The organism is Pseudomonas sp. P8_229 (assembly GCF_034008635.1).
In the GTDB taxonomy this organism is placed as follows: Bacteria; Pseudomonadota; Gammaproteobacteria; order Pseudomonadales; family Pseudomonadaceae; genus Aquipseudomonas.
Map to the genome: position 1 here is coordinate 1,428,936 of NZ_CP125378.1, position 24,129 is coordinate 1,453,064.

A 24,129-nucleotide genomic window follows, 5' to 3' on the forward strand; every position below is an offset into this window, starting at 1 on the left:
GCCAGGGACGGCATGTCGATCATCGAGCGCAGCACCCGCGACATCAATCAACTGGCTGATGAAGTCAGCAAAGCCGTGACCGAAGTCGAAGCGCTGGCGGTCAACAGCGAGCAGATCGGCTCGGTGCTGGAAGTGATCCGCAGCATCGCCGAACAGACCAACCTGCTGGCGCTCAACGCCGCCATCGAAGCGGCTCGCGCCGGCGAGAGCGGGCGTGGTTTCGCGGTGGTGGCCGATGAAGTGCGCAACCTCGCCAAGCGTACCCAGGATTCGGTGGAAGAAATCCGCATCGTGATCGAGCGTATCCAGACCGGCACCCGTGGCGTGGTGGCGACCATGCACTCGAGCCAGACCCAGGCGCACAACAACGCCGGGCAGATCCGTCAGGCGGTGGATGCGCTGGGCAAGATCAGCGATGCGGTGACGGTGATCAGCGACATGAACCTGCAGATCGCCAGCGCCGCCGAACAGCAGAGCGCCGTGGCCGAAGAGGTCAACCGCAACGTCTCGGCGATTCGCACCGTGACTGAAACGCTGACTGAACAGGCCACCGAATCGGCGGCAATCAGCAGCCAACTGAATGCCCTGGCGAGCCAGCAGATGAAGCTGATGGATCAATTCCGCGTCTAGCAAACCTGCAAGAATCCCTGTGGGAGCGAGCCTGCTCGCTCCCACAGGGGTAAGTGTTCACCCGCTGGCGTTTTCATCTGACTCGAGATTCTTTTGCACTATCATCGCCCTCTCTCCCGGAGGGCCTTCGATGACTGATTTACTCACGTCCATTCAAGCCGCACTCGGCTTGCCACACACGCCTATTCCCATCACCGCCCGTGGCGCTCTGCCCTCGGCGTTCGCCGTCACCGATCTGGCCTGCGCCAGCATCGCCGCTGCCGGTCAGGCCGTCGCCGAACTGCTCCAGCAACAAACCGGGAAGCTGCCTGCCGTCGAAGTCGACCGACGCCTGGCCTCGTTCTGGTTCGCCACCTCGTTGCGTCCGATGGGCTGGGAAGTCCCGCCGCTGTGGGACCCGGTGGCCGGTGACTACGCGACACAGGATGGCTGGATCCGCCTGCACACCAATGCCCCGCATCACCGCGCCGCCGCCGAAAGTGTGCTGGGAGCCTGCGCCGACCGTGCCGCGATGGCAGCGAAAGTCGCGCAATGGAGCAGTGCCGATCTGGAGCAAGCGGTGGTCGACGCCAAGGGCTGTGCCGCGCAAATGCGCAACTGGACGCAGTGGCAGCAGCATCCGCAGGGGCTGGCGGTGAACGCCGAACCGCTGGTGCATTTCATCGATTCGCAAGATGAAAAGGCCACCACATGGCAAGGCTCAGTGGCGCAACCGCTGGCTGGCCTCAAGGTGCTGGACCTGACCCGCGTGCTCGCCGGCCCTACCGCCAGCCGCTTTCTCGCGGGGCTCGGTGCCGATGTGCTGCGCATCGATCCGCCGACCTGGAACGAACCAGGCGTGGTGCCGGAAGTCACCCTCGGCAAACGCTGCGCACGGCTGGATCTGCATCAACCAGCCGATCGTGCACTGTTTGAAAACCTTTTGAAGGACGCCGACATCCTGCTGCACGGCTACCGCGCCGATGCGCTGGAACACCTCGGTTTCGGCGCCGAGCGCCGTCGGCAACTGGCTCCGGGGCTGATCGACGTCTGCCTCAACGCCTACGGCTGGAGCGGCTCGTGGCAGAACCGCCGCGGCTTCGACAGCCTGGTGCAGATGAGCAGCGGCATCGCCGAGGCCGGACAGCGCTGGAAGCAGGCCGACAAACCCACGCCGCTGCCAGTGCAGGCGCTGGACCATGCGACCGGTTATCTGATGGCGGCGAGTGCGATCCGGCTTTTGACGGAACGTTTGAAGACTGGCCGGGGCGGCTCGGCGCGGTTGTCACTGGCGCGCACCGCCAAACTGCTGATCGAGCATGGGCCGGGGGCTGGCGAGGCGTTGCGCGCCGAAGAGGCGCAGGATCAAAGCTCGTGGGTGGAACAGACACCCTGGGGGCCAGCGCACCGCTTGCTGGCGCCGGTGAAGATCAGTGGGACGCCACTGCAATGGGCGTTGCCGGCCACCGAACTGGGTTCGCATCGCCCACAGTGGTGACCCTCTGACCGCTTTCGTGAGCAGGCTCGCTCCCACATTTGAAATGCGCTCCCCCTGTGGGAGCGAGCCTGCTCGCGAAGAGGCCAGAACTGAAAACATAAAATCAGGATCAATCCGCCCTGCTCAAAGACGTCCACAACACCTGCGCCGCATACCCGCGAAAGGGTCGCCAGGCCTCAGCCCGATCAGCCAGTTCCCGCGCCGAAGGCCGCGTGCCTTCCAGCACTTCCAGCGCCCGTAACAACCCGACATCGCCATGGGGAAACCCGTCCATATCGCGCAACTGCCGCAGCGCAATGTACTGCGCCGTCCACTCGCCAATCCCGTGTAACGCCAGCAACCGCGCCACACCGCCCTCGCGATTCGGCTCGAACAACAGCGGATCCTCCAGCAACGCCTGCGCCACGCCCGAGAGCGTCCGCCCGCGACTTTTCGGCATGCCCAGCGCAGCCAGATCAGCCGCCGCCAGTACTAGCGCCTCGGGAAATACATGAGTCAGACCCGGCACCGCCGAGCGCAACGCTGCGCCATAGTGCGCGAGCAGTTTTCCCGCCAGGCGAATCGCCGCGACCACGGTAATCTGCTGCCCCAGCACTGCGCGAAAGGCCAGTTCCAGACCGTCCCACGCACCCGGCACGCGCAGCCCCGGGCGCTCGGCAATCAACCGCGCCAGCAGCGGATCGGCAGCCAGATGCCGTTGCATCAGCGCCAGATCGGCATCCAGATCAAACAGACGGCGCAAGCGCCGGACGATCTCGGGCTCGGCGCCCGGATCAGGAAAATCCAGCTCGACTTCCAGCGCATCCGCCGCGCCCGCCCACACCGACACCGTGCCATGCACCCCGTGCAAGCCGATGCTGCGCGAATAAACGCCATCAACCACCGTCTCCATCCCGACCACCGCCCGCGCTGCAAGAAACCCCAGCATCGCGTCCCAGTCATAAGGCGGCTGATAAGCCAGCGCCAACCTCACAACGACAGCACACCGCTGTACAAGCCATACGCCGCCAGCCCCGCACCGATGATCACGCAGGTGAAAATCAGCTTCTCGACATGGGTGAACAACGGCTGGCCCTGCTCATGCTTGGCCTTGGCAAACAACACCACCCCCGGCGCATACAGCAGCGCCGACAGCAGCAAATATTTGACCCCGCCGGCGTACAACAGCCACACCGCGTAACACAGGGCGATGCCGCCGATCAGCAGGTCCTTGGTGCGTTCGGCCGAGGCGTGTTCATAGGTTTCGCCGCGCCCGCTGAGCAGCACCGCGTAAGCTGCCGACCACAGGTACGGCACCAGGATCATCGACGAAGCAAGGTAGATCAGACTGGTGTAGGTGCCGGCGGAAAACAGCGTGATCAGCAAAAAAACCTGGATCATCACGTTGGTCAGCCACAGCGCATTGACCGGCACGTGGTTGGCGTTTTCCTTTTTCAGGAACGCCGGCATGGTCTTGTCCCGCGCTGTGGCAAACAGGATTTCGGCGCACAGCAGCGCCCACGAGAGCAACGCGCCGAGCAGGGAAACCGCCAGACCGAGGCTGATCAGCAACGCACCCCAGGGCCCGACGATGTGTTCCAGCACCGCCGCCAGCGACGGGTTCTGCAGGGTCGCCAGTTCCGGTTGGCTCATGATCCCCAGCGACAGCACGTTGACCAGCACCAGCAGCGCCAGCACACCGACGAAACCGATCACCGTGGCGCGCCCGACATCGGTGCGTTTCTCCGCCCGTGCCGAGTACACGCTGGCGCCCTCGATACCGATGAACACGAACACCGTGACCAGCATCATGTTGCGCACCTGATCCATCACCCCGCCGAAGCTCGGGTTGCTGTGACCCCAGATGTCGCGGGTGAAGATGTCGGCCTTGAACGCCACCGCCGCAATGACGATGAACATGATCAGCGGCACGATCTTGGCAACCGTGGTCACCTGATTGATGAACGCCGCCTCCTTGATCCCGCGCATCACCAGAAAATGCACGGCCCACAACAGCACCGACGCACAGCCGATGGCGATCGGCGTGTTGCCCTGGCCGAACACCGGGAAAAAGTAACCGAGGGTGCTGAACAGCAACACGAAATAACCGACGTTGCCCAGCCAGGCGCTGATCCAGTAACCCCACGCGGACGAGAACCCCATGTAGTCGCCAAACCCGGCCTTGGCGTAGGCGTAGACGCCGGAATCCAGCTCGGGTTTGCGATTGGCCAGGGTCTGGAACACGAAGGCCAGAGTCAGCATGCCGATGGCGGTGATGCCCCAGCCGATCAGGATCGCCCCGGCATCGGCGCGCGCCGCCATGTTCTGCGGCAGGGAAAAAATCCCCCCGCCAATCATCGAACCCACCACCAGGGCGATCAACGCACCAAGGCGAAGCTTTTGCGTCGGTTGCGACATTCCAGTCTCCCTTTTCCTGACAAAGGTTCTCGAAACCTGTTTATACCTGTGGCGAGTTATACCTGTGGCGAGGGGATTTATCCCCTCGCCACAAGGTGTGTCTGTTTCTGGGTATTAACTAAACGGATAAAGCGTAAGTACGTTTATTGAATAACGCCAATTAACGCCTCTTATATATAGCCAACCACGCTAACGCCTAACACGGCTAGTCGCTTTTTGTGCGCAGATCCTGATTATTCGATTCTGTACTGAAAACAGATGTGAAAAATTTGCCAAAAGCTGAAAAGCAACTAGCGTGATAATTCGAAAGTAATAGGAGCAATTCCCAACCACACCTGCCAGAAGCCTCTGGAATAGGCCTCTTCGGGCAGCAGCTTTATGCCATCAGCTCTTTCATAAGTCATTCATTAACAATGGAATGTGGCCATGAACTGATCTAAGTCAGCTGTTTGAACAGGCAACAGCATTACGCTGTGAACTCTTCTCTCCTGCAATGGAGTCATGCAATGTCTGAAGCTCCCGGAAAACTACGACTAGGTGCACTGGTTGCATTGGTAGTCGGCTCAATGATCGGTGGCGGGATATTCTCTTTGCCACAAAACATGGCCGCCAGTGCCGACGTCGGCGCGGTATTGATCGGCTGGGCCATCACCGCTGTCGGCATGCTCACCCTCGCTTTTGTCTTTCAAACCCTCGCCAATCGTAAGCCTGATCTGGACGGCGGTGTCTACGCCTACGCCAAGGCCGGTTTCGGCGATTACATGGGTTTCTCGTCCGCCTGGGGTTACTGGATCAGCGCCTGGCTGGGCAACGTGGGTTACTTTGTTCTGCTGTTCAGCACCCTCGGCTATTTCTTTCCGGTTTTCGGTGAGGGCAACACCGTGGCGGCGGTCATCGGCGCCTCGGTGCTGCTGTGGGCCGTGCATTTCCTGGTGCTGCGCGGGATCAAGGAAGCGGCGTTCATCAACCTGGTAACCACCGTCGCCAAGGTTGTGCCGCTGCTGCTGTTCGTCCTGATCGCGATCTTCGCGTTCAAACTGGACATCTTCACCGCTGACATCTGGGGCGTGAAAAACCCGGATCTGGGCAGCGTGATGAACCAGGTGCGCAACATGATGCTGGTCACCGTGTGGGTATTCATCGGCATCGAGGGTGCGAGCATCTTCTCGGCACGGGCGGAGAAGCGTTCCGATGTAGGTAAGGCCACCGTGATCGGTTTCATCACCGTGCTGTTGTTCCTGGTGCTGGTCAACGTGCTGTCACTGGGCATCATGACTCAGCCAGAACTGGCCAAACTGCAGAACCCGTCGATGGCTGCCGTGCTCGAGCACGTGGTCGGTCACTGGGGCGCGGTGCTGATCAGCGTCGGTCTGATCATCTCGCTGCTCGGGGCACTGCTGTCGTGGGTGCTGCTGTGCGCGGAGATCATGTTCGCCGCCGCCAAAGATCACACCATGCCGGAGTTCCTGCGCAAGGAGAACGCCAACCACGTACCGGTCAACGCCCTGTGGCTGACCAACGCGATGGTGCAGATTTTCCTGATTATCACCCTGTTCTCGGCCAGTACTTACCTGTCGCTGATCTACCTCGCCACCTCGATGATTCTGGTGCCGTACCTGTGGTCGGCGGCCTACGCCCTGCTGCTGGCGGTGCGCGGCGAAACCTACGAAGGCTTCGTGGCCGAGCGGCGCAAGGACCTGATCATCGGCGGTATCGCCCTGGTCTACGCGGTCTGGCTGCTGTACGCCGGCGGGGTCAAGTACCTGCTGCTTTCGGCCCTGCTGTATGCCCCCGGCGCGATCCTGTTCGCCAAGGCCAAGCTGGAACTCAAACAAGCGGTTTTCACCAACGTCGAGAAGCTGATTTTCGCCGCGGTGGTCGTCGGTGCCCTGGTGGCGGCCTACGGTCTCTACGACGGCTTCCTGACTCTGTAATTGCCCAACGTTTTATCTCTGGAGGATCACTGCAATGACCACGGAAAAAGTTAAGTACGGCGTCCATTCCGAAGCCGGCAAACTGCGCAAAGTCATGGTTTGCTCCCCAGGTCTGGCCCACCAGCGGCTGACCCCGAACAACTGCGATGAACTGCTGTTCGACGATGTGCTGTGGGTCGCCCAGGCCAAGCGCGACCACTTCGACTTCGTGACCAAGATGCGTGAACGCGGGATCGACGTGCTGGAAATGCACAACCTGCTGACTGATATCGTCGCCATCCCTGAAGCGCTGGACTGGATCCTGGAACGCAAGGTCACCGCCGATTCGGTGGGCCTGGGCCTGATCAGCGAAGTGAAATCCTGGCTGCGTAGCCTGGAGCCACGGCGCATCGCCGAGTTCCTGATCGGTGGCGTGTCTGCCGATGATCTGCCGGACAGCTTCGGTGGCAAGATCATCGAGATGTACCGCGATTTCCTCGGCCACTCCAGCTTCATTCTGCCGCCGCTGCCGAACACCCAGTTCACCCGCGACACCACCTGCTGGATCTACGGTGGCGTGACCCTGAACCCGATGTACTGGCCGGCGCGCCGTCAGGAAACCCTGCTGACCACTGCCATCTACAAATTCCACCCGCAGTTCACCAACGCCGATTTCGAGATCTGGTACGGCGACCCGGACAAGGATCACGGCAGCTCGACCCTGGAAGGCGGCGACGTCATGCCGATCGGCAACGGTGTGGTGTTGATCGGCATGGGCGAGCGCTCTTCTCGCCAGGCCATCGGCCAACTGGCGCTGAACCTGTTCAAGAACAAAGCCGTGGAAAAAGTCATCGTCGCCGGCCTGCCGAAGTCCCGTGCGGCGATGCACCTGGACACCGTATTCAGCTTCTGCGACCGCGACCTGGTGACGATCTTCCCGGAAGTGGTGAACCAGATCGTCGCGTTCACCCTGCGCCCTGACGAAAGCAAACAGGGCGGCATCGACATCCGCCGCGAAGAAGGCACCTTCCTCGACACCGTGGCCAAAGCCCTCAACCTGCCGAAACTGCGCGTGGTGGAAACCGGTGGCAACAGCTTCGCCGCTGAACGCGAGCAATGGGACGACGGCAACAACGTGGTGGCCGTGGAGCCGGGCGTGGTCATCGGCTACGACCGCAACACCTACACCAACACCCTGCTGCGCAAGGCAGGCGTGGAGGTCATCACCATCAGCGCCGGCGAACTCGGTCGCGGCCGTGGCGGCGGCCACTGCATGACCTGCCCGATCATCCGCGACCCAATCGATTACTAAACGACCATCTCCCCGGCCGCCCCCATCCCGTAGCGGCCGGGCCGATTACCGAATCCAAGGAGAATCATCATGGCGTTCAACATTCACAACCGTAACCTGCTCAGCCTGGAACACCACACCCCACGTGAGCTGCGTTACCTGCTCGACCTGTCCCGCGACCTCAAACGCGCCAAGTACACCGGCACCGAGCAGCAGCACCTGAAGGGCAATAACATCGCCCTGATCTTCGAAAAAACCTCGACCCGCACCCGCTGCGCGTTCGAAGTGGCGGCCTACGACCAAGGCGCCAACGTCACCTACATCGACCCGAACTCCTCGCAAATCGGCCACAAGGAAAGCATGAAAGACACGGCCCGCGTGCTGGGTCGCATGTACGACGCCATCGAGTACCGTGGCTTCAAGCAGGAAATCGTCGAAGAACTGGCGAAGTTCGCTGGCGTGCCGGTGTTCAACGGCCTGACCGACGAATATCACCCGACGCAAATGATCGCCGACGTGCTGACCATGCGTGAACACGCCGACAAGCCGATCCATGAAATCAGCTACGCCTACCTCGGCGATGCGCGCAACAACATGGGCAACTCGTTGCTGCTGGTCGGCGCCAAACTCGGCATGGACGTGCGCATCTGCGCGCCGAAAGCCCTGTGGCCGCATGACGATCTGGTCGATCGTTGCAAGAAATACGCGGAAGAATCCGGTGCACGCATCACCCTGACCGATGACCCGAAAGCGGCGGTCAAAGGCGTCGACTTCATCCACACCGACGTCTGGGTATCGATGGGCGAACCGGTGGAAGCGTGGGCCGAGCGTATCCAGCAACTGATGCCGTACCAGGTCAACAAAGAGCTGATGAAAGCCACCGGCAACCCGCGCACCAAGTTCATGCATTGCCTGCCGGCGTTCCACAACAGCGATACCAAGGTCGGCAAACAGATCGCCGAGCAATATCCGCACCTGGCCAACGGCATCGAAGTGACCGACGACGTGTTCGAGTCGCCAGCCTGTATCGCCTTCGAGCAAGCGGAAAACCGCATGCACACGATCAAGGCGATTCTGGTCTCGACCCTGGCTGATCTGTAACCACTGCTGATCCATGATCGTTCCCACGCTCTGCGTGGGAATGCATCCCGTGACGCTCTGCGTCACAGCGGACGCGGAGCGTCCGTGGCGGCGTTCCCACGCAGAGCGTGGGAACGATCAACATTCCTCTGTTTTAGAAGGACATGCACCATGCGTATCGTCGTAGCTCTGGGCGGTAACGCCCTGCTCCGCCGTGGCGAACCGATGACTGCTGACAACCAGCGCGCCAACATCCGCATCGCCACCGAGCAAATCGCCAAGATCCATCCCGGCAACCAACTGGTCATCGCCCACGGCAATGGCCCGCAAGTCGGCCTGCTGTCGCTGCAAGCGGCAGCCTACACCTCCGTCACCCCTTACCCGCTGGACGTGCTCGGTGCCGAAACCGAAGGCATGATCGGCTACATCATCGAACAGGAACTGGGCAACCTGCTGGACTTCGAGGTGCCGTTCGCCACCCTGCTGACCCAGGTTGAAGTCGACGCCAAGGACCCGGCGTTCCAGAACCCGACCAAACCGATCGGCCCGGTCTACGACAAGGCTGAAGCGGAAAAACTCGCCGCCGAAAAAGGCTGGGCCATCGCCCCGGACGGTGACAAGTTCCGCCGCGTGGTCGCCAGCCCACGGCCGAAACGCATCTTCGAAATCCGTCCGATCAAATGGCTGCTGGACAAGGGCAGCATCGTTATCTGCGCCGGTGGCGGCGGGATTCCGACCATGTACGACGAGCACCGCAACCTCAAGGGCATCGAGGCGGTGATCGACAAGGACCTGTGCTCGTCGTTGCTGGCCGAGCAACTGGAAGCCGACTTGCTGGTGATCGCCACCGACGTCAACGCGGCGTTCATCGACTACGGCAAACCGACGCAGAAAGCCATCGCCGAGGCGCATCCGGATGAACTGGAACGCCTGGGCTTTGCCGCCGGCTCCATGGGACCGAAGGTGCAGGCAGCCTGCGAATTCGCACGCCATACTGGCAAAGTCGCGGTGATCGGCTCGCTCGCGGACATCGAAGCGATTGTCCAGGGCTCTGCGGGTACTCGCGTCAGCACGGCGAAGCCGGGTATCAGCTATCGATAATTAGAAACTCCGGGGGCAGGCTCAAGGTCTGCCCTTCTCCCATGCCTTGAAAGGAGAAACCCATGGCCCAATTCGAACCCGGTCGTCTGCACATCGAGCGGCACGCGTTGACCGACGATGACGTCAATTACAACGTGCACCTCGACTATGAAGTGTTCACCGACCCGCAAAAAGGCAAAGGGATACAGTTCACCCTGCATGGCAGCATGCAGGGCAAGGACATGAAGGAAACGTTTTTCCTGCCCAAGGAAGAGGCTTACAACTTCGCCCGCGACGTGACCCGGATCGCCGAAAAATACGGGATTCCCAAGACCCACAGCCAGATCGGTTCGGTGCACAAACATTACGACTTAATGTTTGAAGACATCCGCAAGCAGTTGAATATGCAATCCGGCGACCCGGTCAATCTCGAGCATTTCGAATAACCTGGATTTTGCACATTGATCGTTCCCACGCTCTGCGTGGGAATGCCGCCACGGATGCTCCGCGTCCGCTGTGACGCAGAGCGTCACGGGATGCATTCCCACGCGGAGCATGGGAACGATCAGCGCAGGACACAGGTTTCACCATTAGCCCGCCCCAAGGCATACTTGCCCCCCTCCGCACTGCAGAACACTGAACCGCCCCATGCGTATCCACGTCAGCTTCATCGACCGCGTCGGCATCACCCAGGAAGTCCTGGCTATCCTCGGTGGGCGCAATCTCAATCTGGATGCGGTGGAGATGATTCCGCCCAACGTCTACATCGACGCGCCGACCTTGAGCCCGCAAGTGCTCGAAGAACTGAAAGATGCGCTGTTTCGTGTGCTCGGCGTGGAAGCGGTGACCGTGGTCGACATCCTCCCCGGCCAGCGTCGGCACTTGCAGCTCGATGCGTTGCTCGCGGCAATGACCGATCCGGTGCTGGCACTGGACAGCGCTGGCAAGGTACTGCTGGCCAACCCGGCCTTGATCGCGCTGTACGGGCGTGAGCCGGCGGGGGAAAGTGTCTCCGAATTGTTCAACGATCCCGGCCTGCTGGACACCCTGCTCGAACAGGGCTTCCGCCTGCCGCTGCGGGAAATCACCGTCAACGGCCAGACCCTGTTGCTCGACGCCACACCGATCACCGACGCCGGCGCGCTGTTGACCCTGTATCAGCCGAACCGTATCGGCGAACAGCTCTCGGCACTGCACCACGACCATGCCGAAGGTTTCGATGCGCTGCTCGGCGAGTCCCCGGCGATCCGCACCCTCAAGGCCCGCGCACAACGGGTGGCGGCGCTCGATGCGCCGCTGCTGATTCAGGGCGAAACCGGCACCGGTAAAGAGCTGGTGGCCCGCGCCTGTCACGCCATCAGTGCGCGGTACAGCGCGCCGTTCCTGGCACTGAACTGCGCCGCGCTGCCGGAGAACCTCGCCGAGAGCGAACTGTTCGGCTACGCCCCCGGCGCCTTCACCGGCGCGGCGCGAGGCGGCAAACCGGGGCTGATGGAACTGGCCAACCAGGGCACGGTGTTTCTCGACGAGATCGGCGAGATGTCGCCGTACTTGCAGGCCAAGTTATTGCGCTTCCTCAATGACGGCAGCTTCCGTCGCGTTGGCGGTGATCGTGAGGTGAAGGTCAACGTGCGGATCCTCAGTGCGACCCACCGCGACCTGGAAAAAATGGTCAGCGAAGGCCTGTTCCGCGAAGACCTGTTCTACCGGCTCAACGTGCTCAACGTCGAAGTGCCGCCGCTGCGCGAACGCGGTCAGGACATCCTGCTGCTGGCGCGCTATTTCATGCAGCAGGCCTGCGCGCAGATCCAGCGTCCGGTCTGCCGCCTCGCCCCCGGCACCTATCCGGCGCTGCTCGGCAACCGCTGGCCGGGTAACGTGCGGCAGTTGCAGAACGTGATCTTCCGTGCGGCAGCGATTTGCGAAAGCAGTCTGGTGGATATCGGCGATCTCGACATCGCCGGTACCTCGGTCGCACGGCAAACCGACAGCGACGTCGACAGCCTTGAACAAGCGGTCGAAGCCTTTGAGCGTTCACTGCTGGAAAAGCTCTACGTCAGCTACCCCTCGACCCGCCAACTGGCGAGCCGCCTGCAAACTTCGCACACGGCCATCGCCCATCGCCTGCGCAAATACGGCATTCCCAACAAAGCCTGAGAGCCCCCCCATTCCCTGTAGGAGTGAGCCTGCTCGCGATAGCGGTCTGACATTCAACATGTGCGGCGTCTGACACATTGCTATCGCGAGCAGGCTCACTCCTACAATGATTTGTGACGGATTCGAAATCCGTTCAAAAACGACCTCCGTCTGTACTGAAAGCGCTACAGCGGAACGATTTCGCTACACCATCCTCCAGCGACCGCTGTGCAAGGCTTTGATCCGCTTCAGCTTTTTTCCCTGCCCTGATCTGTAGCGATTTCGCTACACACCTTCACCATGCACCCTCACCAAAAACACATAACTCATTGTTTTATATAGATAAATACAAGCTGGCCGCGTTCTTGCTAAGTAACCGCTCATAAAATCAGGGCATTACCGCCCGAGCCTTCCACCGCGTCCACCAGACGAGTCTGGCCCCCTTAGGAGTTTCCATGAGCGAGTTGCGTTTTACTGAAGATCACGAATGGCTGCGCACCGAAGCTGACGGCAGCGTTACTGTCGGCATCACCGCTTTCGCGCAGAACGCTCTGGGTGACGTGGTGTTCGTGCAACTGCCTGACCTGCAGGCTTACGAAAAAGGCGCCGAAGCCGCCACCGTGGAATCGGTGAAAGCCGCCAGCGGCGTGTACATGCCGCTCGACGGCGACGTGCTGCAAGTCAACCCGGCGCTGGAAGACGCTCCGGAACTGGTCAACGAAGACCCGCTGGGCGAAGGCTGGTTCTTCCGCTTCCAGCCAAGCGATGCATCGGCTGTGGCGAAACTGTTGGATCAGGACGCCTACGACCGTCTGATCAAAGCCCAAGCCGAAGCCTGAGGAGTAGCGACATGACCCAAGTAAACCTCGGCACCGCCAACGAATTCATTGCCCGTCACATCGGCCCGCGCGCCAGTGACGAGCAAGCCATGCTCAATAGCCTCGGCTTCGATTCGCTCGAAGCGCTGAGCGCCAGCGTGATTCCGGAAAGCATCAAGGGCACCAGCGTGCTCGGCATGGACGACGGCCTGAGTGAAGCCGACGCCCTGGCGATGATCAAATCCATCGCCGGCAAGAACCAGCTGTTCAAGACCTACATCGGCCAGGGCTACTACAACTGCCACACGCCGTCGCCGATCCTGCGCAACCTGCTGGAAAACCCGGCCTGGTACACCGCTTACACCCCATACCAGCCAGAAATTTCCCAGGGCCGTCTCGAAGCACTGTTGAACTTCCAGACCATGATCAGCGACCTCACGGGTCTGCCGATCGCCAACGCCTCGTTGCTCGACGAAGCCACCGCCGCTGCCGAAGCCATGACCTTCTGCAAACGCCTGAGCAAGAACAAGGGCAGCCACCAATTCTTCGCCTCGATCCACAGCCACCCGCAAACCCTCGACGTGCTGCGCACCCGTGCCGAGCCGTTGGGTATCGACGTTGTGGTGGGCGATGAGCGTGAACTGAGCGACGTGACGCCGTTTTTTGGCGCGCTGCTGCAATACCCGGCCAGCAACGGTGATGTGTTCGACTACCGTGAACTGACCGAACGCTTCCACGCCGCCAACGCGCTGGTCGCCGTGGCCGCTGACCTGCTGGCCCTGACCCTATTGACCGCCCCGGGCGAGTTCGGCGCTGACGTCGCCATCGGTTCCGCGCAACGCTTCGGCGTGCCGCTGGGCTTCGGTGGCCCGCACGCCGCGTACTTCTCCACCAAGGATGCATTCAAGCGTGATATGCCCGGCCGTCTGGTCGGCGTGTCGGTTGACCGCTTCGGCAAACCGGCCCTGCGCCTGGCGATGCAGACCCGCGAGCAACACATCCGCCGCGAGAAGGCCACGTCGAACATCTGCACCGCCCAGGTGCTGCTGGCCAACATCGCCAGCATGTACGCCGTCTACCACGGCCCGAAAGGCTTGACCCAGATCGCCAACCGCGTGCATCACCTGACCGCGATTCTCGCCAAGGGCCTGAGCGCACTGGGCGCGAAAGTCGAGCAGGACAGCTTCTTCGACACCCTGACCCTCGCCACCGGCGCGCAGACCGCCGCACTTCACGACAAGGCGCACGCTCAGCAGATCAACCTGCGCGTGATCGACGCTCAGCGTTTGGGCCTGTCGGTCGACGAAACCACCACTCAGGCTGACATCGAAACCCTGTGGAGCCTGTTCGCCGACGGCAAGACCCTGCCGGACTTCGCTGCCCTCGCCGCTTCCGTGCAAAGCACCATCCCGGCCGCGCTGGTACGTCAGTCGCCGATCCTCAGCCACCCGGTGTTCAACCGTTATCACTCGGAAACCGAGCTGATGCGCTACCTGCGCAAACTGGCGGACAAGGACCTGGCACTGGATCGCACCATGATCCCGCTGGGTTCGTGCACCATGAAACTCAACGCCGCCAGCGAAATGATCCCGGTAACCTGGGCCGAATTCGGCGCCCTGCACCCGTTCGCCCCCGCCGCACAGAGCGCCGGTTACCAGCAACTGACCGATGAACTGGAAGCGATGCTCTGCGCCGCCACCGGTTACGACGCGATTTCGCTGCAACCGAACGCCGGTTCGCAAGGTGAATACGCAGGTCTCTTGGCGATTCGTGCTTACCATCAGAGCCGTGGCGACGAGCGCCGCGATATCTGCCTGATCCCCTCGTCCGCCCACGGCACCAACCCGGCCACCGCCAACATGGCTGGCATGCGCGTGGTCGTGACCGCGTGCGATGCCCGTGGCAACGTCGACATCGAAGACCTGCGCGCCAAAGCCATCGAGCACCGCGAACACCTCGCCGCGCTGATGATCACCTACCCGTCGACACACGGCGTGTTCGAAGAAGGTATCCGCGAAATCTGCGGGATCATTCACGACAACGGCGGCCAGGTGTACATCGACGGCGCCAACATGAACGCGATGGTCGGCCTCTGCGCACCGGGCAAGTTCGGCGGCGATGTGAGCCACCTGAACCTGCACAAAACCTTCTGCATTCCACACGGCGGTGGCGGCCCGGGCGTCGGCCCGATCGGCGTCAAGTCGCACCTGACCCCGTTCCTGCCGGGCCATGGCCAGATGGAGCGCAAAGAAGGTGCGGTCTGTGCAGCACCGTTCGGCAGCGCGAGCATTCTGCCAATCACCTGGATGTACATTCGCATGATGGGTGGGGCGGGTCTGAAGCGTGCTTCGCAACTGGCGATCCTCAACGCCAACTACATTTCCCGTCGCCTCGAAGAGCACTACCCGGTGCTGTACACCGGCAGCAACGGTCTGGTGGCGCACGAATGCATCCTCGACCTGCGCCCACTGAAAGACAGCAGCGGGATCAGCGTCGATGACGTTGCCAAACGCCTGATCGACTTTGGCTTCCACGCCCCGACCATGTCGTTCCCGGTCGCGGGCACGCTGATGATCGAGCCGACCGAAAGTGAATCCAAGGAAGAACTGGACCGCTTCTGCGACGCCATGATCCGTATCCGCGAAGAAATCCGCGCAGTGGAAAACGGCACCCTGGACAAGGACGACAACCCGCTGAAGAACGCCCCGCACACGGCGGCAGAGCTGGTCGGCGAGTGGACCCATCCGTACAGCCGCGAGCAAGCGGTGTATCCAGTGGCGTCGTTGATCGAAGGCAAATACTGGCCGCCGGTCGGCCGCGTCGACAACGTGTTCGGCGACCGCAACCTGGTGTGCGCCTGCCCGTCGATCGAAAGCTACGCTTAAAGAATGAGGGGCGGGTTTACCTGCCCCGATTTCAGCAAAACCATAGATCCCAAAGTGGGAGCGGGCTTGCTCGCGAATGCGGTGTATCAGTCGCCATCAATGTTGCCTGACACACCGCATTCGCGAGCAAGCCCGCTCCCACAGGGGATTTGTGTCCAGCCTTGAGCTTGCGCCAATTTCTATAACAAGAAACCGGAGAACCACTCATGTCGTTAAGCGTGTTCGACCTGTTCAAGATTGGCATCGGCCCTTCCAGCTCCCACACCGTCGGCCCGATGCGTGCCGCTGCGCGCTTCGCCGAAGGCCTGCGCCGGGACAACCTGCTGTCTGCAACCAACACCGTCAAAGTCGAGCTGTACGGCTCTCTCGGCGCCACCGGCAAGGGCCACGGCAGCGACAAAGCCGTGTTGCTCGGCCTCGAAGGCGAACATCCGGACACCGTTGATACCGAAACCGTCGCCGCGCGCCTGCAAGAGATTCGCGGCAATGGCCGGCTGAACCTGCTCGGTGAACACAGCATTGCGTTCAACGAGAAAGAACACCTGGCGATGATCCGCAAGCCGCTGGCCTATCACCCCAACGGCATGATCTTCCGTGCGTTCGATGCGGCGGGCATTCAAATCCGCAGCCGCGAGTACTACTCGGTGGGCGGTGGTTTCGTAGTCGACGAAGACGCGGCCGGTGCCGACCGCATCGTCGAAGATGCCACCGCGCTGACCTTCCCGTTCAAAAGTGCCAAGGACCTGCTCGGCCATTGCGCTACCTACGGTCTGTCGATCAGTCAGGTGATGCTGACCAACGAAAGCGCCTGGCGTCCGGAGGCGGAGACCCGCGCCGGTCTGCTGAAAATCTGGCAGGTGATGCAGGACTGCGTCGCCGCTGGATGCCGCAACGAAGGCATTCTGCCGGGCGGGCTGAAGGTCAAACGCCGGGCGGCAGCACTGCATCGGCAACTGTGCAAGAACCCGGAATCAGCATTGCGCGATCCGCTGTCGGTGCTCGACTGGGTCAACCTGTACGCGCTGGCAGTCAACGAAGAAAACGCCAACGGCGGACGCGTGGTGACTGCGCCCACCAACGGCGCGGCGGGGATCATCCCGGCAGTGCTGCATTACTACATGCGTTTTATCCCGGGTGCCAACGATGACGGTGTCGTGCGCTTTCTGCTGACTGCCGCCGCCATCGGCATTCTGTACAAGGAAAACGCCTCGATCTCCGGTGCTGAAGTCGGCTGTCAGGGCGAGGTCGGCGTCGCCTGCTCGATGGCCGCCGGTGCGTTGTGTGAAGTCCTTGGCGGCAGCGTGCAGCAAGTGGAAAACGCTGCGGAAATCGGCATGGAACACAATCTCGGCCTGACCTGCGACCCGATTGGCGGGCTGGTGCAGGTGCCATGCATCGAGCGCAACGCGATGGGTTCGGTGAAGGCGATCAACGCGGTGCGCATGGCGATGCGTGGCGACGGGCAACACTTCGTCTCCCTCGACAAGGTCATCCGCACCATGCGCCAGACCGGCGCCGACATGAAAAGCAAATACAAGGAGACCGCCCGTGGCGGTCTCGCGGTCAACATTATCGAATGCTAATTAGCCCCCTCTCCCTCCGGGAGAGGATTGGCGCGAATCAAGGAGTCCCGCATGTCCACCGAACAACTGTCGAAAACCCCGCTGCACGCTCTGCACCTCGAACTCGGCGCCCGCATGGTGCCGTTCGCCGGCTACGATATGCCGGTGCAATACCCCCTGGGCGTGATGAAGGAACACCAGCACACCCGCGAGCAGGCCGGGCTGTTCGATGTCTCGCACATGGGCCAGATTCGCCTGACCGGCGCCAATGCCGCCAAGGCCCTGGAAACCCTGGTACCCGTGGACATCATCGACCTGCCGGTGGGCATGCAGCGCTACGCGATGTTCACCAACGAGAACGGTGGCATCCTCGACGACCTGATGGTCGCCAACCTCGGTAACGACGAGCTGTTCCTGGTGGTCAACGCCGCGTGCAAGGATCAGGACCTCGCGCATCTGCAAAAGCACATCGGCGATCAGTGCACCATTACGGAGCTGTTCGAAGCGCGCGCGCTGCTGGCGTTGCAAGGTCCGGCAGCGGTCACCGTGCTGGCGCGACTTGCGCCGGAAGTGGCGAAGATGACGTTCATGCAGTTCAACCGCGTGCAACTGCTGGGCGTGGATTGCTTCGTCAGCCGCTCGGGCTACACCGGTGAAGACGGCTTCGAAATCTCGGTACCGGCAGCCGACGCGGAAAAACTCGCCCGCGCCCTGCTCGCCGAACCGGAAGTCCAGGCCATCGGCCTCGGCGCTCGCGATTCGCTGCGCCTGGAAGCCGGCCTGTGCCTGTACGGCCACGACATGAACACCGACACCACGCCGATCGAAGCCAGCCTGCTGTGGGCGATCTCCAAGCCACGACGCGCTGATGGCGCACGGGCCGGCGGTTTCCCGGGGGCGGAGACAGTTTTCGCTCAGCAACAGAACGGCGTCGCACGCAAACGCGTCGGCCTGCTGCCACAAGAACGTACCCCCGTGCGTGAAGGCGCGGAAATCGTCAACGAAGCCGGCGAGATCATCGGCAGCGTGTGCAGCGGCGGCTTCGGTCCGACCTTGGGCGGTCCTTTGGCGATGGGTTACCTCGACAGCGCTTATGTCACCCTCGACACGCCAGTCTGGGCCATCGTCCGTGGGAAAAAGGTGCAAATGCTTGTAAGCAAAATGCCATTTGTTCCACAACGCTACTACCGTGGTTGATTGACTGTTTCTATACGTAACGCGATTGCGTTATGCGTGCACTAATGTGTAACGCAATCGCCACAAAAAAGTGCATTTTCTAACATTTGATTCGAATATGAACTTTGCTTATAACAATCGAAAACAATTGAGCAGGTTAATCGTCTAAGCCGCACTAGTGAACTGACTAATTGCCAGCAAGGGCAGGAAAACCGGGGCCTTCACGGGGCTTGTTTTTTCTCCCGTAGTTGGCGTAGAGTTTGTCCACTGTGTTTGCATGGGTCAGCTTGGAATCGTGACCTGGGCAGTAGCCTACAAAGTTAGCTACATCCCGTTCGACGTCTTCTTACTCTCCTGCAACCAGCCCCAGTACTCTTTCATGAGAAAGAGACTGTCATTAATTTTTTGCGTCAAAGGAAATAAGAAATGTCCACACGTCAGAGCGGTACCGTCAAGTGGTTTAACGACGAGAAAGGTTTTGGTTTTATCACTCCAGAAAGCGGTCCGGATCTGTTCGTGCATTTCCGCGCCATCCAGGGCAACGGCTTCAAGAGCCTCAAAGAAGGCCAGAAAGTGACCTTCGTTGCAGTGCAAGGCCAGAAAGGCATGCAGGCTGACGAAGTACAAGCTGAAGCTTAATCTTCTGTAACGAAAAAGCCCCTGATATTGATATCAGGGGCTTTTTTGTGCGCGCGAATCCGTAAAATGGCGCTTCCATTTGCGTCCAGAGGCTGCCATGTCGAAAAACCTGCTCACTCCCCAGGGCGATTTTCCTGCCGTAGGCCTGGGCCGTCGTCTGGCCGCGATGTTCTATGACTTTCTGCTGTGCACCGCCCTGCTGATCGTCACCGGTTTCATTTACAAACTGATCCAGGCCGCGATCATCGGCGAAGAACGCCTGCGCGTGCTGACCGATGCCGGAAAAATGGATGGCGATCCACTGTACTCCACGGTGCTGCTGCTGGTGCTGTTCGCCTTCTTCGCCAAGTTCTGGACCCACGGCGGGCAGACGCTGGGCATGCAGGTGTGGGGGATTCGCGTACAGAACGCTGATGGCAGCGCGATCAGCCTGTGGCAGGCGCTGCTGCGCTTCATGGTGTCGATCGCATCATGGCTGTGCGTGGGGCTTGGCTTCTTCTGGTCGCTGTATGACCAGCAGAAGCGCACGTGGCATGACATCTATTCCGATACCCGCGTGGTGCGGATTCCGAAGAAAACCAAATAACCCTCCAAAACGCAGAAACAACTGTGGGAGCGGGCTTGCTCGCGAAGGCGCCGTATCAGTCGAGTTAGATGTTGACTGATATGACGCCTTCGCGAGCAAGCCCGCTCCCACAGGTTTTGTATGCTGCCTTTAGAGCTTAGGCGTTACCCGCCAGCTTCATCCGCGCGGCCTGAGTAAAGTCCAACATGCGCTTCAACGGACGGATCGCCTGCGGAATCAATGCCGGATCGACAAAGATCTCGTTCGTCCCTTCCTTCAAGCTCTTGAGCGTACGCTCAAGGGTGTTCATGGCCATCCACGGGCAATGTGCGCAACTGCGGCACGCTGCGCCGTTACCGGCGGTTGGCGCCTCGATGAAGACCTTGTCCGGGCACAACTGCTGCATCTTGTAGAAGATGCCGCGATCGGTGGCGACGATCAGGGTCTTGTTCGGCAGGCTTTGCGCGGCAGCGATCAACTGACTGGTAGAACCTACTGCATCCGCCAGTTCGATCACCGAGGTCGGCGACTCCGGGTGCACCAGAATCGCCGCGTCCGGGTACAGCGCCTTCATGTCTTCGAGCTGCTTGGACTTGAACTCCTCGTGAACGATACAGGCACCGTCCCACAGCAGCATGTCGGCGCCGGTCTTGCGCTGGATGTAAGTCCCCAGGTGCTTGTCCGGGCCCCAGATGATGGTCTCGCCGTTGTCCATCAGGCTTTCGACGATCTCCAGCGCGCAGCTCGAGGTCACGACCCAGTCAGCCCGGGCTTTGACCGCTGCGGAGGTATTGGCATACACCACCACGGTACGCTCCGGATGTTGATCGCAGAACGCCGAGAACTCGTCGACCGGGCAACCCAGGTCCAGCGAGCAAGTCGCGTCGAGGGTCGGCATCAGCACGCGTTTTTCCGGGTTGAGAATCTTCGCCGTCTCACCCATGAACTTCACACCGGCGACCACTACGGTCTTGGCCGGATGGGCATTGCCGAAGCGAGCCATCTCCAGGGAGTCGGAAACACAGCCACCGGTTTCTTCGGCCAGGGCCTGAATCACCGGATCGCAATAAAAGTGGGCAACCAACACCGCGTCCTGAGCCTTGAGCTCGGCGGCGATGGCAGAACGGTAATAAGTCTCTTCCTCGGCCGTCAGCGGTTTGGGCTGTTTGGCATCGAGGTGGGCTTGAACCAGAAGGCGTTCGGAAATCTGCGTCATGTTCGCAAGACCTGCAGGCGCTTTCGCGCGAAAGTCGAGTATACACCCGGCTCCGGACCGCTTGAGGGTACCGCCGGGAGAGTGAGTATTATCAGGCACGGACAGCATTGAAGCTGCGCAAGGCTACAGAATATCCCGTTGATACAAAAGATCATTCTGACCTGTGTCAGCACCGACGGCACTGAACAAATGCTCACCCGAATTGCAGGCAAAAAAAAACCCGGAAATCCTCACTTTCGTGGGCCTTCCGGATTTTCTAAACCGCCAAATATGGTGGGTCGTGTGGGATTCGAACCTACGACCAATTGGTTAAAAGCCAACTGCTCTACCAACTGAGCTAACGACCCGCTGTGTGGTGGCGCGTATAATACTGATTTTTAAGGACTATTCAACACCTTTTTTAAAATAATCAAAAATAAGGTGTTGGGTCGTCCACACCAGCGGCCGCAAAGCCTTCTGCGCGCAGGCGGCAGCTGTCGCATTTGGCGCACGCGCGGCCTTCATCGTCGGCCTGATAGCAGGAAACGGTGAGGCCATAATCAACGCCCAGCTTCACGCCGGCCTGGACGATCTGTGCCTTGCTGAGGTTCTGCAGCGGCGCCTGAATGCGAAAGCCATTGCCTTCCACGCCCGCCTTGGTCGCCAGGTTGGCCATACGCTCAAACGATTCGATGAACTCGGGACGGCAATCCGGGTAACCGGAATAATCCACCGCATTGACGCCGATGAAGATGTCACGGGCGCCAAGCACTTCCGCCCAGCCCAACGCCAGAGACAGGAACACGGTGTTGCGGGCTGGTACGTAGGTCACCGGAATGCCCTCGCCCAGCTCTTCCGGAATATCGATGCTGGTGTCGGTCAGTGCCGAACCACCCATGCCGTTCAGGTTCAGGCCGATCACTTTGTGCTCGACCACACCCAGGTCACGGGCCACGCGAGCAGCGGCGTGCAGCTCAGCGTGGGAGCGCTGACCGTAATCGAAGCTCATGGTGTAGCAGGCGTAGCCTTCGGCCCGAGCCATCGCCACCACGGTGGCCGAATCCAGGCCACCCGACAGCAGGATTACCGCACGTTTTTCGTTAGTGTTCTGTTGTTCAGTCATCTCAGCGCCCCGGCTCATCATTCCATAGATATTTATGCAGTTGCAGTTGCAACCGCACTGGCAGGTTATCCGCCACCACCCAGTCCGCCAGATCCCTTGCGTTGAGGTCATGGTGACTTGGAGAAAACAGGACTTCGCCGGCACGCCGGTCGAGCCCGTACTGGATCAGCTTGGAAACCGCCCAGTCATAGTCTTCCCGCGAGCAGATGACAAATTTCACCTGATCGTTGGGAGTCAGCAGTTCGATATTCTCGTAACGGTTGCGATGAGCTTCTTTCGAGCCCGGCGTCTTCAGGTCGACAACGCGGCTGACCCGTGGGTCGACGGCCGAAACGTCGAGGGCACCGCTGGTTTCCAGCGAGACCTCGTAACCGGCATCACACAACCGCTTGAGCAAGGGAATGGCATTGGGCTGTGCCAGCGGCTCACCGCCAGTGACACACACATAGCGTGGGCGGAACCCGGCCACCTGCTCAAGGATATCGTCGAGGGTGCGGATCGTACCGCCGGTGAACGCATAGGCGCTGTCGCAGTACTGGCAACGCAATGGGCAACCGGTCAGGCGCACAAAAACCGTGGGCAGCCCGGCAGTCCGCGTTTCCCCCTGCAACGAGTAGAAAACTTCGGTGATTCTCAATGTGTCTTGCATAGTCGCCACGGGCGTAACAGCTAAACAGGCTGTCCGCCTCCGTCAGGCACTTCAGGTAACCCCGCCAACGCGTAGATCACCAGAAGCGTGTTTCAGAAAAAGGGCGTGAATTCTAACGAAAAAACCCGCGACAAGCGCGGGTTTCTTCCAAACGGGGTGAAGCACAGTTACATGCGTTGCAGATCGCGTTGGGCCAACTGAGCTGCAGAGGTCCCCGGGTATTGGGAAACCACCTGTTGCAGAATGCCTTTGACCTTGTCGGTGTGACCGAGGCGGCGCTCTACGTCAGCCAGCTTGTACAGCGAATCCGGCACTTTGGCATGCTTGGGATACAGTTGCGAAACCTTGGCAAACGCTTGACCTGCACCTTGCAGATCGCCCTTGGCCAGATTGACTTCGCCCAACCAGTACTGGGCATTGCCCGCGTATTGACTGTTCGGGTATTTGCGCAGGAATGCCGAGAAAGCCTGGCTGGCCTTGTCGAAATCCTTGGCTTTGATCAGGTCGAAAGCCGCATCGTAATACAGCTTTTCCTTGGCCGGATCACCCGGCTCGCTACTCGCAGCAGGTGCCTGGGCAGCAGCCCCGGCGCCAGCGGCAGCACCGGCAGCAGCACTTGCATCGCCACCGGCAGAAGAATTCTCAGGAGTCGCGGCAGGTGCAGCACCGGATCCTATGCGCCGATCAAGATCCTGGTATCGCTCCAGGGATTCCTGCTTCATGCGCGCAACCTGATTCTGCAGTTCTTCAATCACACCTTGCTGGCGCGATATCTGATCCTGCATCTGTTGCAGTTGGTTGAACAGCATGCCCTGTGCCGAGGCAGGGGCCGAAGCCGCTCCCCCGGCATAGGCGCCGTTCGTACCGTAACCCGCAGGCGGATAACTGCTCCCGCTATTGTTATAACCGGAGTTGTCATCGACCACAGGAACCGCAGCCCACGCCGCAAGCGGCGCGAGGCTGAGAGCCAGAACAGTTACAGCACGACGGCACGTTCGCATATCGAATTACTTACGCAGTTCGACGCGACGGTTTTGAGCCCAGGACTGCTCGTCGTTGCCGGTAGCAACTGGACGCTCTTCGCCGTAGGAAACCAGTTCCAGCTGAGCTGGGGAAACACCTTGCAGTACCAGGTAGCGCTGAACGGCTTTCGCACGACGCTCGCCCAGTGCCATGTTGTACTCACGAGTACCACGTTCGTCGGTGTTGCCTTCCAGAACAACGCGAGCGCCGTTTGCTTTCAGGTCTTTGGCGTGAACATCCAGAGCGCGCATGGCTTCTGGCTTCAGGTCCGAGCTGTCGTATTCGAAGTAGAAGGTGGTGATTGCGCGCAGAGCAGCTTCTTCGCTCAGGGAACCGTCAACGGCACCAGTGTTTGCGCCGTAACCAGCGTTTGGATCAACAGCGCCTTCACCGGCGTTGTCGCCGCCTTTGGACGAGCAACCTACAGCTACAGCCATGGCCAGAGCCAGCGCAGCAAATTTACCAAACTTCAGCATTTCCATCGTGAAAC

The 24,129-nt window shown here is 60.6% G+C and carries 20 protein-coding genes, 1 tRNA gene and 1 pseudogene; 14 read left to right on the plus strand and 8 right to left on the minus strand.

From position 1 onward, the window contains the following. Positions 1-102 precede the first annotated feature (102 nt). Positions 103-630: pseudogene (locus QMK55_RS28570) on the plus strand (methyl-accepting chemotaxis protein); the annotation flags it as partial. A 130-nt stretch (positions 631-760) separates the two neighbouring features. Continuing rightward, the gene (locus tag QMK55_RS06490) at positions 761-2,107 is read left to right on the plus strand and encodes a CoA transferase (RefSeq protein ID WP_320328889.1); all 1,347 of its coding nucleotides are present in this window, start codon (positions 761-763) and stop codon (positions 2,105-2,107) included. A 109-nt stretch (positions 2,108-2,216) separates the two neighbouring features. Here the strand turns inward: QMK55_RS06490 and QMK55_RS06495 are convergent, their stop codons facing one another. Together QMK55_RS06495 and arcD (QMK55_RS06500) are read right to left on the minus strand one after the other, a co-directional pair. Further along, the gene (locus QMK55_RS06495) at positions 2,217-3,080 is read right to left on the minus strand and encodes a DNA-3-methyladenine glycosylase family protein (protein ID WP_102358985.1); all 864 of its coding nucleotides are present in this window, start codon (positions 3,078-3,080) and stop codon (positions 2,217-2,219) included. After that, positions 3,077-4,504, minus strand: a complete 1,428-nt coding sequence (gene arcD / locus QMK55_RS06500) for an arginine-ornithine antiporter (RefSeq protein ID WP_102358986.1) — start codon at positions 4,502-4,504, stop codon at positions 3,077-3,079. The genes QMK55_RS06495 and arcD (QMK55_RS06500) overlap by 4 nt, the downstream gene beginning before the upstream one ends. A 506-nt stretch (positions 4,505-5,010) precedes the next feature. On the opposite strand from arcD (QMK55_RS06500), the gene arcD (QMK55_RS06505) reads away from it, so the two are divergent. The 12 genes from arcD (QMK55_RS06505) to QMK55_RS06560 all read left to right on the plus strand — a co-directional run bounded on the left by arcD (QMK55_RS06505) (position 5,011) and on the right by QMK55_RS06560 (position 19,670). Next, positions 5,011-6,438, plus strand: coding sequence for an arginine-ornithine antiporter (arcD, locus tag QMK55_RS06505; protein ID WP_102358987.1), 1,428 nt, complete (start codon positions 5,011-5,013; stop codon positions 6,436-6,438). Between the two features lie 34 nt (positions 6,439-6,472). Beyond that, positions 6,473-7,729 (plus strand): arginine deiminase, encoded by a 1,257-nt coding sequence (arcA, locus tag QMK55_RS06510; protein ID WP_102358988.1) that lies wholly within the window; start codon positions 6,473-6,475, stop codon positions 7,727-7,729. Positions 7,730-7,798: 69 nt separating this feature from the next. Beyond that, on the plus strand, positions 7,799-8,809 hold the full coding sequence (locus QMK55_RS06515; protein WP_320328890.1) for an ornithine carbamoyltransferase: 1,011 nt from the start codon (positions 7,799-7,801) through the stop codon (positions 8,807-8,809). A gap of 150 nt (positions 8,810-8,959) precedes the next feature. Next, positions 8,960-9,889, plus strand: a complete 930-nt coding sequence (arcC, locus tag QMK55_RS06520; RefSeq protein WP_102358989.1) for a carbamate kinase — start codon at positions 8,960-8,962, stop codon at positions 9,887-9,889. Positions 9,890-9,951: 62 nt separating this feature from the next. Further along, positions 9,952-10,314, plus strand: a complete 363-nt coding sequence (locus QMK55_RS06525) for a DUF5064 family protein (RefSeq protein ID WP_102358990.1) — start codon at positions 9,952-9,954, stop codon at positions 10,312-10,314. A gap of 202 nt (positions 10,315-10,516) precedes the next feature. Continuing rightward, positions 10,517-12,025, plus strand: a complete 1,509-nt coding sequence (locus QMK55_RS06530; protein ID WP_102358992.1) for a sigma-54-dependent transcriptional regulator — start codon at positions 10,517-10,519, stop codon at positions 12,023-12,025. A gap of 434 nt (positions 12,026-12,459) precedes the next feature. Beyond that, the gene (gcvH, locus tag QMK55_RS06535) at positions 12,460-12,843 is read left to right on the plus strand and encodes a glycine cleavage system protein GcvH (protein WP_102358993.1); all 384 of its coding nucleotides are present in this window, start codon (positions 12,460-12,462) and stop codon (positions 12,841-12,843) included. An 11-nt stretch (positions 12,844-12,854) separates the two neighbouring features. Beyond that, the gene (gcvP, locus tag QMK55_RS06540; protein WP_320328891.1) at positions 12,855-15,707 is read left to right on the plus strand and encodes an aminomethyl-transferring glycine dehydrogenase; all 2,853 of its coding nucleotides are present in this window, start codon (positions 12,855-12,857) and stop codon (positions 15,705-15,707) included. A 206-nt stretch (positions 15,708-15,913) separates the two neighbouring features. After that, the gene (locus tag QMK55_RS06545; protein ID WP_320328892.1) at positions 15,914-17,290 is read left to right on the plus strand and encodes an L-serine ammonia-lyase; all 1,377 of its coding nucleotides are present in this window, start codon (positions 15,914-15,916) and stop codon (positions 17,288-17,290) included. A 51-nt stretch (positions 17,291-17,341) separates the two neighbouring features. Continuing rightward, complete coding sequence (gcvT, locus tag QMK55_RS06550) at positions 17,342-18,466, plus strand: glycine cleavage system aminomethyltransferase GcvT (protein ID WP_320328893.1); 1,125 nt, start codon at positions 17,342-17,344, stop codon at positions 18,464-18,466. A 405-nt stretch (positions 18,467-18,871) separates the two neighbouring features. Further along, a complete protein-coding gene (locus tag QMK55_RS06555) occupies positions 18,872-19,084 on the plus strand; it encodes a cold-shock protein (RefSeq protein ID WP_003227496.1) in 213 nt (70 codons plus the stop codon). A 97-nt stretch (positions 19,085-19,181) separates the two neighbouring features. Further along, positions 19,182-19,670 (plus strand): RDD family protein, encoded by a 489-nt coding sequence (locus QMK55_RS06560; RefSeq protein ID WP_102355046.1) that lies wholly within the window; start codon positions 19,182-19,184, stop codon positions 19,668-19,670. Positions 19,671-19,806: 136 nt separating this feature from the next. On the opposite strand, the gene nadA is transcribed toward QMK55_RS06560, so the two are convergent. The 6 genes from nadA to pal all read right to left on the minus strand — a co-directional run bounded on the left by nadA (position 19,807) and on the right by pal (position 24,121). Beyond that, on the minus strand, positions 19,807-20,865 hold the full coding sequence (gene nadA / locus QMK55_RS06565; RefSeq protein WP_320328894.1) for a quinolinate synthase NadA: 1,059 nt from the start codon (positions 20,863-20,865) through the stop codon (positions 19,807-19,809). 271 nt (positions 20,866-21,136) lie between these two features. Beyond that, positions 21,137-21,212, minus strand: a tRNA-Lys gene (locus QMK55_RS06570). A gap of 62 nt (positions 21,213-21,274) precedes the next feature. Further along, complete coding sequence (gene queC / locus QMK55_RS06575) at positions 21,275-21,967, minus strand: 7-cyano-7-deazaguanine synthase QueC (RefSeq protein ID WP_102355044.1); 693 nt, start codon at positions 21,965-21,967, stop codon at positions 21,275-21,277. Position 21,968: 1 nt separating this feature from the next. Beyond that, positions 21,969-22,616, minus strand: coding sequence for a 7-carboxy-7-deazaguanine synthase QueE (queE, locus tag QMK55_RS06580; RefSeq protein WP_064588906.1), 648 nt, complete (start codon positions 22,614-22,616; stop codon positions 21,969-21,971). Positions 22,617-22,783: 167 nt separating this feature from the next. Further along, a complete protein-coding gene (ybgF, locus tag QMK55_RS06585; protein ID WP_025112794.1) occupies positions 22,784-23,617 on the minus strand; it encodes a tol-pal system protein YbgF in 834 nt (277 codons plus the stop codon). Between the two features lie 6 nt (positions 23,618-23,623). Next, positions 23,624-24,121: a peptidoglycan-associated lipoprotein Pal gene (gene pal, locus QMK55_RS06590; RefSeq protein ID WP_003178634.1), complete on the minus strand. Its 498-nt coding sequence runs from the start codon at positions 24,119-24,121 to the stop codon at positions 23,624-23,626. Positions 24,122-24,129 lie beyond the last annotated feature (8 nt).

Coding starts and splice junctions, on each gene's coding strand:
- QMK55_RS06490 (WP_320328889.1), top strand. CDS start 761: ATGACTGATTTACTCACGTCCATTCAAGCCGCACTCGGCTTGCCACAC.
- arcD (WP_102358986.1), bottom strand. CDS start 4,504: ATGTCGCAACCGACGCAAAAGCTTCGCCTTGGTGCGTTGATCGCCCTG.
- arcD (WP_102358987.1), top strand. CDS start 5,011: ATGTCTGAAGCTCCCGGAAAACTACGACTAGGTGCACTGGTTGCATTG.
- arcA (WP_102358988.1), top strand. CDS start 6,473: ATGACCACGGAAAAAGTTAAGTACGGCGTCCATTCCGAAGCCGGCAAA.
- QMK55_RS06515 (WP_320328890.1), top strand. CDS start 7,799: ATGGCGTTCAACATTCACAACCGTAACCTGCTCAGCCTGGAACACCAC.
- arcC (WP_102358989.1), top strand. CDS start 8,960: ATGCGTATCGTCGTAGCTCTGGGCGGTAACGCCCTGCTCCGCCGTGGC.
- QMK55_RS06525 (WP_102358990.1), top strand. CDS start 9,952: ATGGCCCAATTCGAACCCGGTCGTCTGCACATCGAGCGGCACGCGTTG.
- QMK55_RS06530 (WP_102358992.1), top strand. CDS start 10,517: ATGCGTATCCACGTCAGCTTCATCGACCGCGTCGGCATCACCCAGGAA.
- gcvH (WP_102358993.1), top strand. CDS start 12,460: ATGAGCGAGTTGCGTTTTACTGAAGATCACGAATGGCTGCGCACCGAA.
- gcvP (WP_320328891.1), top strand. CDS start 12,855: ATGACCCAAGTAAACCTCGGCACCGCCAACGAATTCATTGCCCGTCAC.
- QMK55_RS06545 (WP_320328892.1), top strand. CDS start 15,914: ATGTCGTTAAGCGTGTTCGACCTGTTCAAGATTGGCATCGGCCCTTCC.
- gcvT (WP_320328893.1), top strand. CDS start 17,342: ATGTCCACCGAACAACTGTCGAAAACCCCGCTGCACGCTCTGCACCTC.
- QMK55_RS06555 (WP_003227496.1), top strand. CDS start 18,872: ATGTCCACACGTCAGAGCGGTACCGTCAAGTGGTTTAACGACGAGAAA.
- QMK55_RS06560 (WP_102355046.1), top strand. CDS start 19,182: ATGTCGAAAAACCTGCTCACTCCCCAGGGCGATTTTCCTGCCGTAGGC.
- nadA (WP_320328894.1), bottom strand. CDS start 20,865: ATGACGCAGATTTCCGAACGCCTTCTGGTTCAAGCCCACCTCGATGCC.
- queC (WP_102355044.1), bottom strand. CDS start 21,967: ATGACTGAACAACAGAACACTAACGAAAAACGTGCGGTAATCCTGCTG.
- queE (WP_064588906.1), bottom strand. CDS start 22,616: ATGCAAGACACATTGAGAATCACCGAAGTTTTCTACTCGTTGCAGGGG.
- ybgF (WP_025112794.1), bottom strand. CDS start 23,617: ATGCGAACGTGCCGTCGTGCTGTAACTGTTCTGGCTCTCAGCCTCGCG.
- pal (WP_003178634.1), bottom strand. CDS start 24,121: ATGGAAATGCTGAAGTTTGGTAAATTTGCTGCGCTGGCTCTGGCCATG.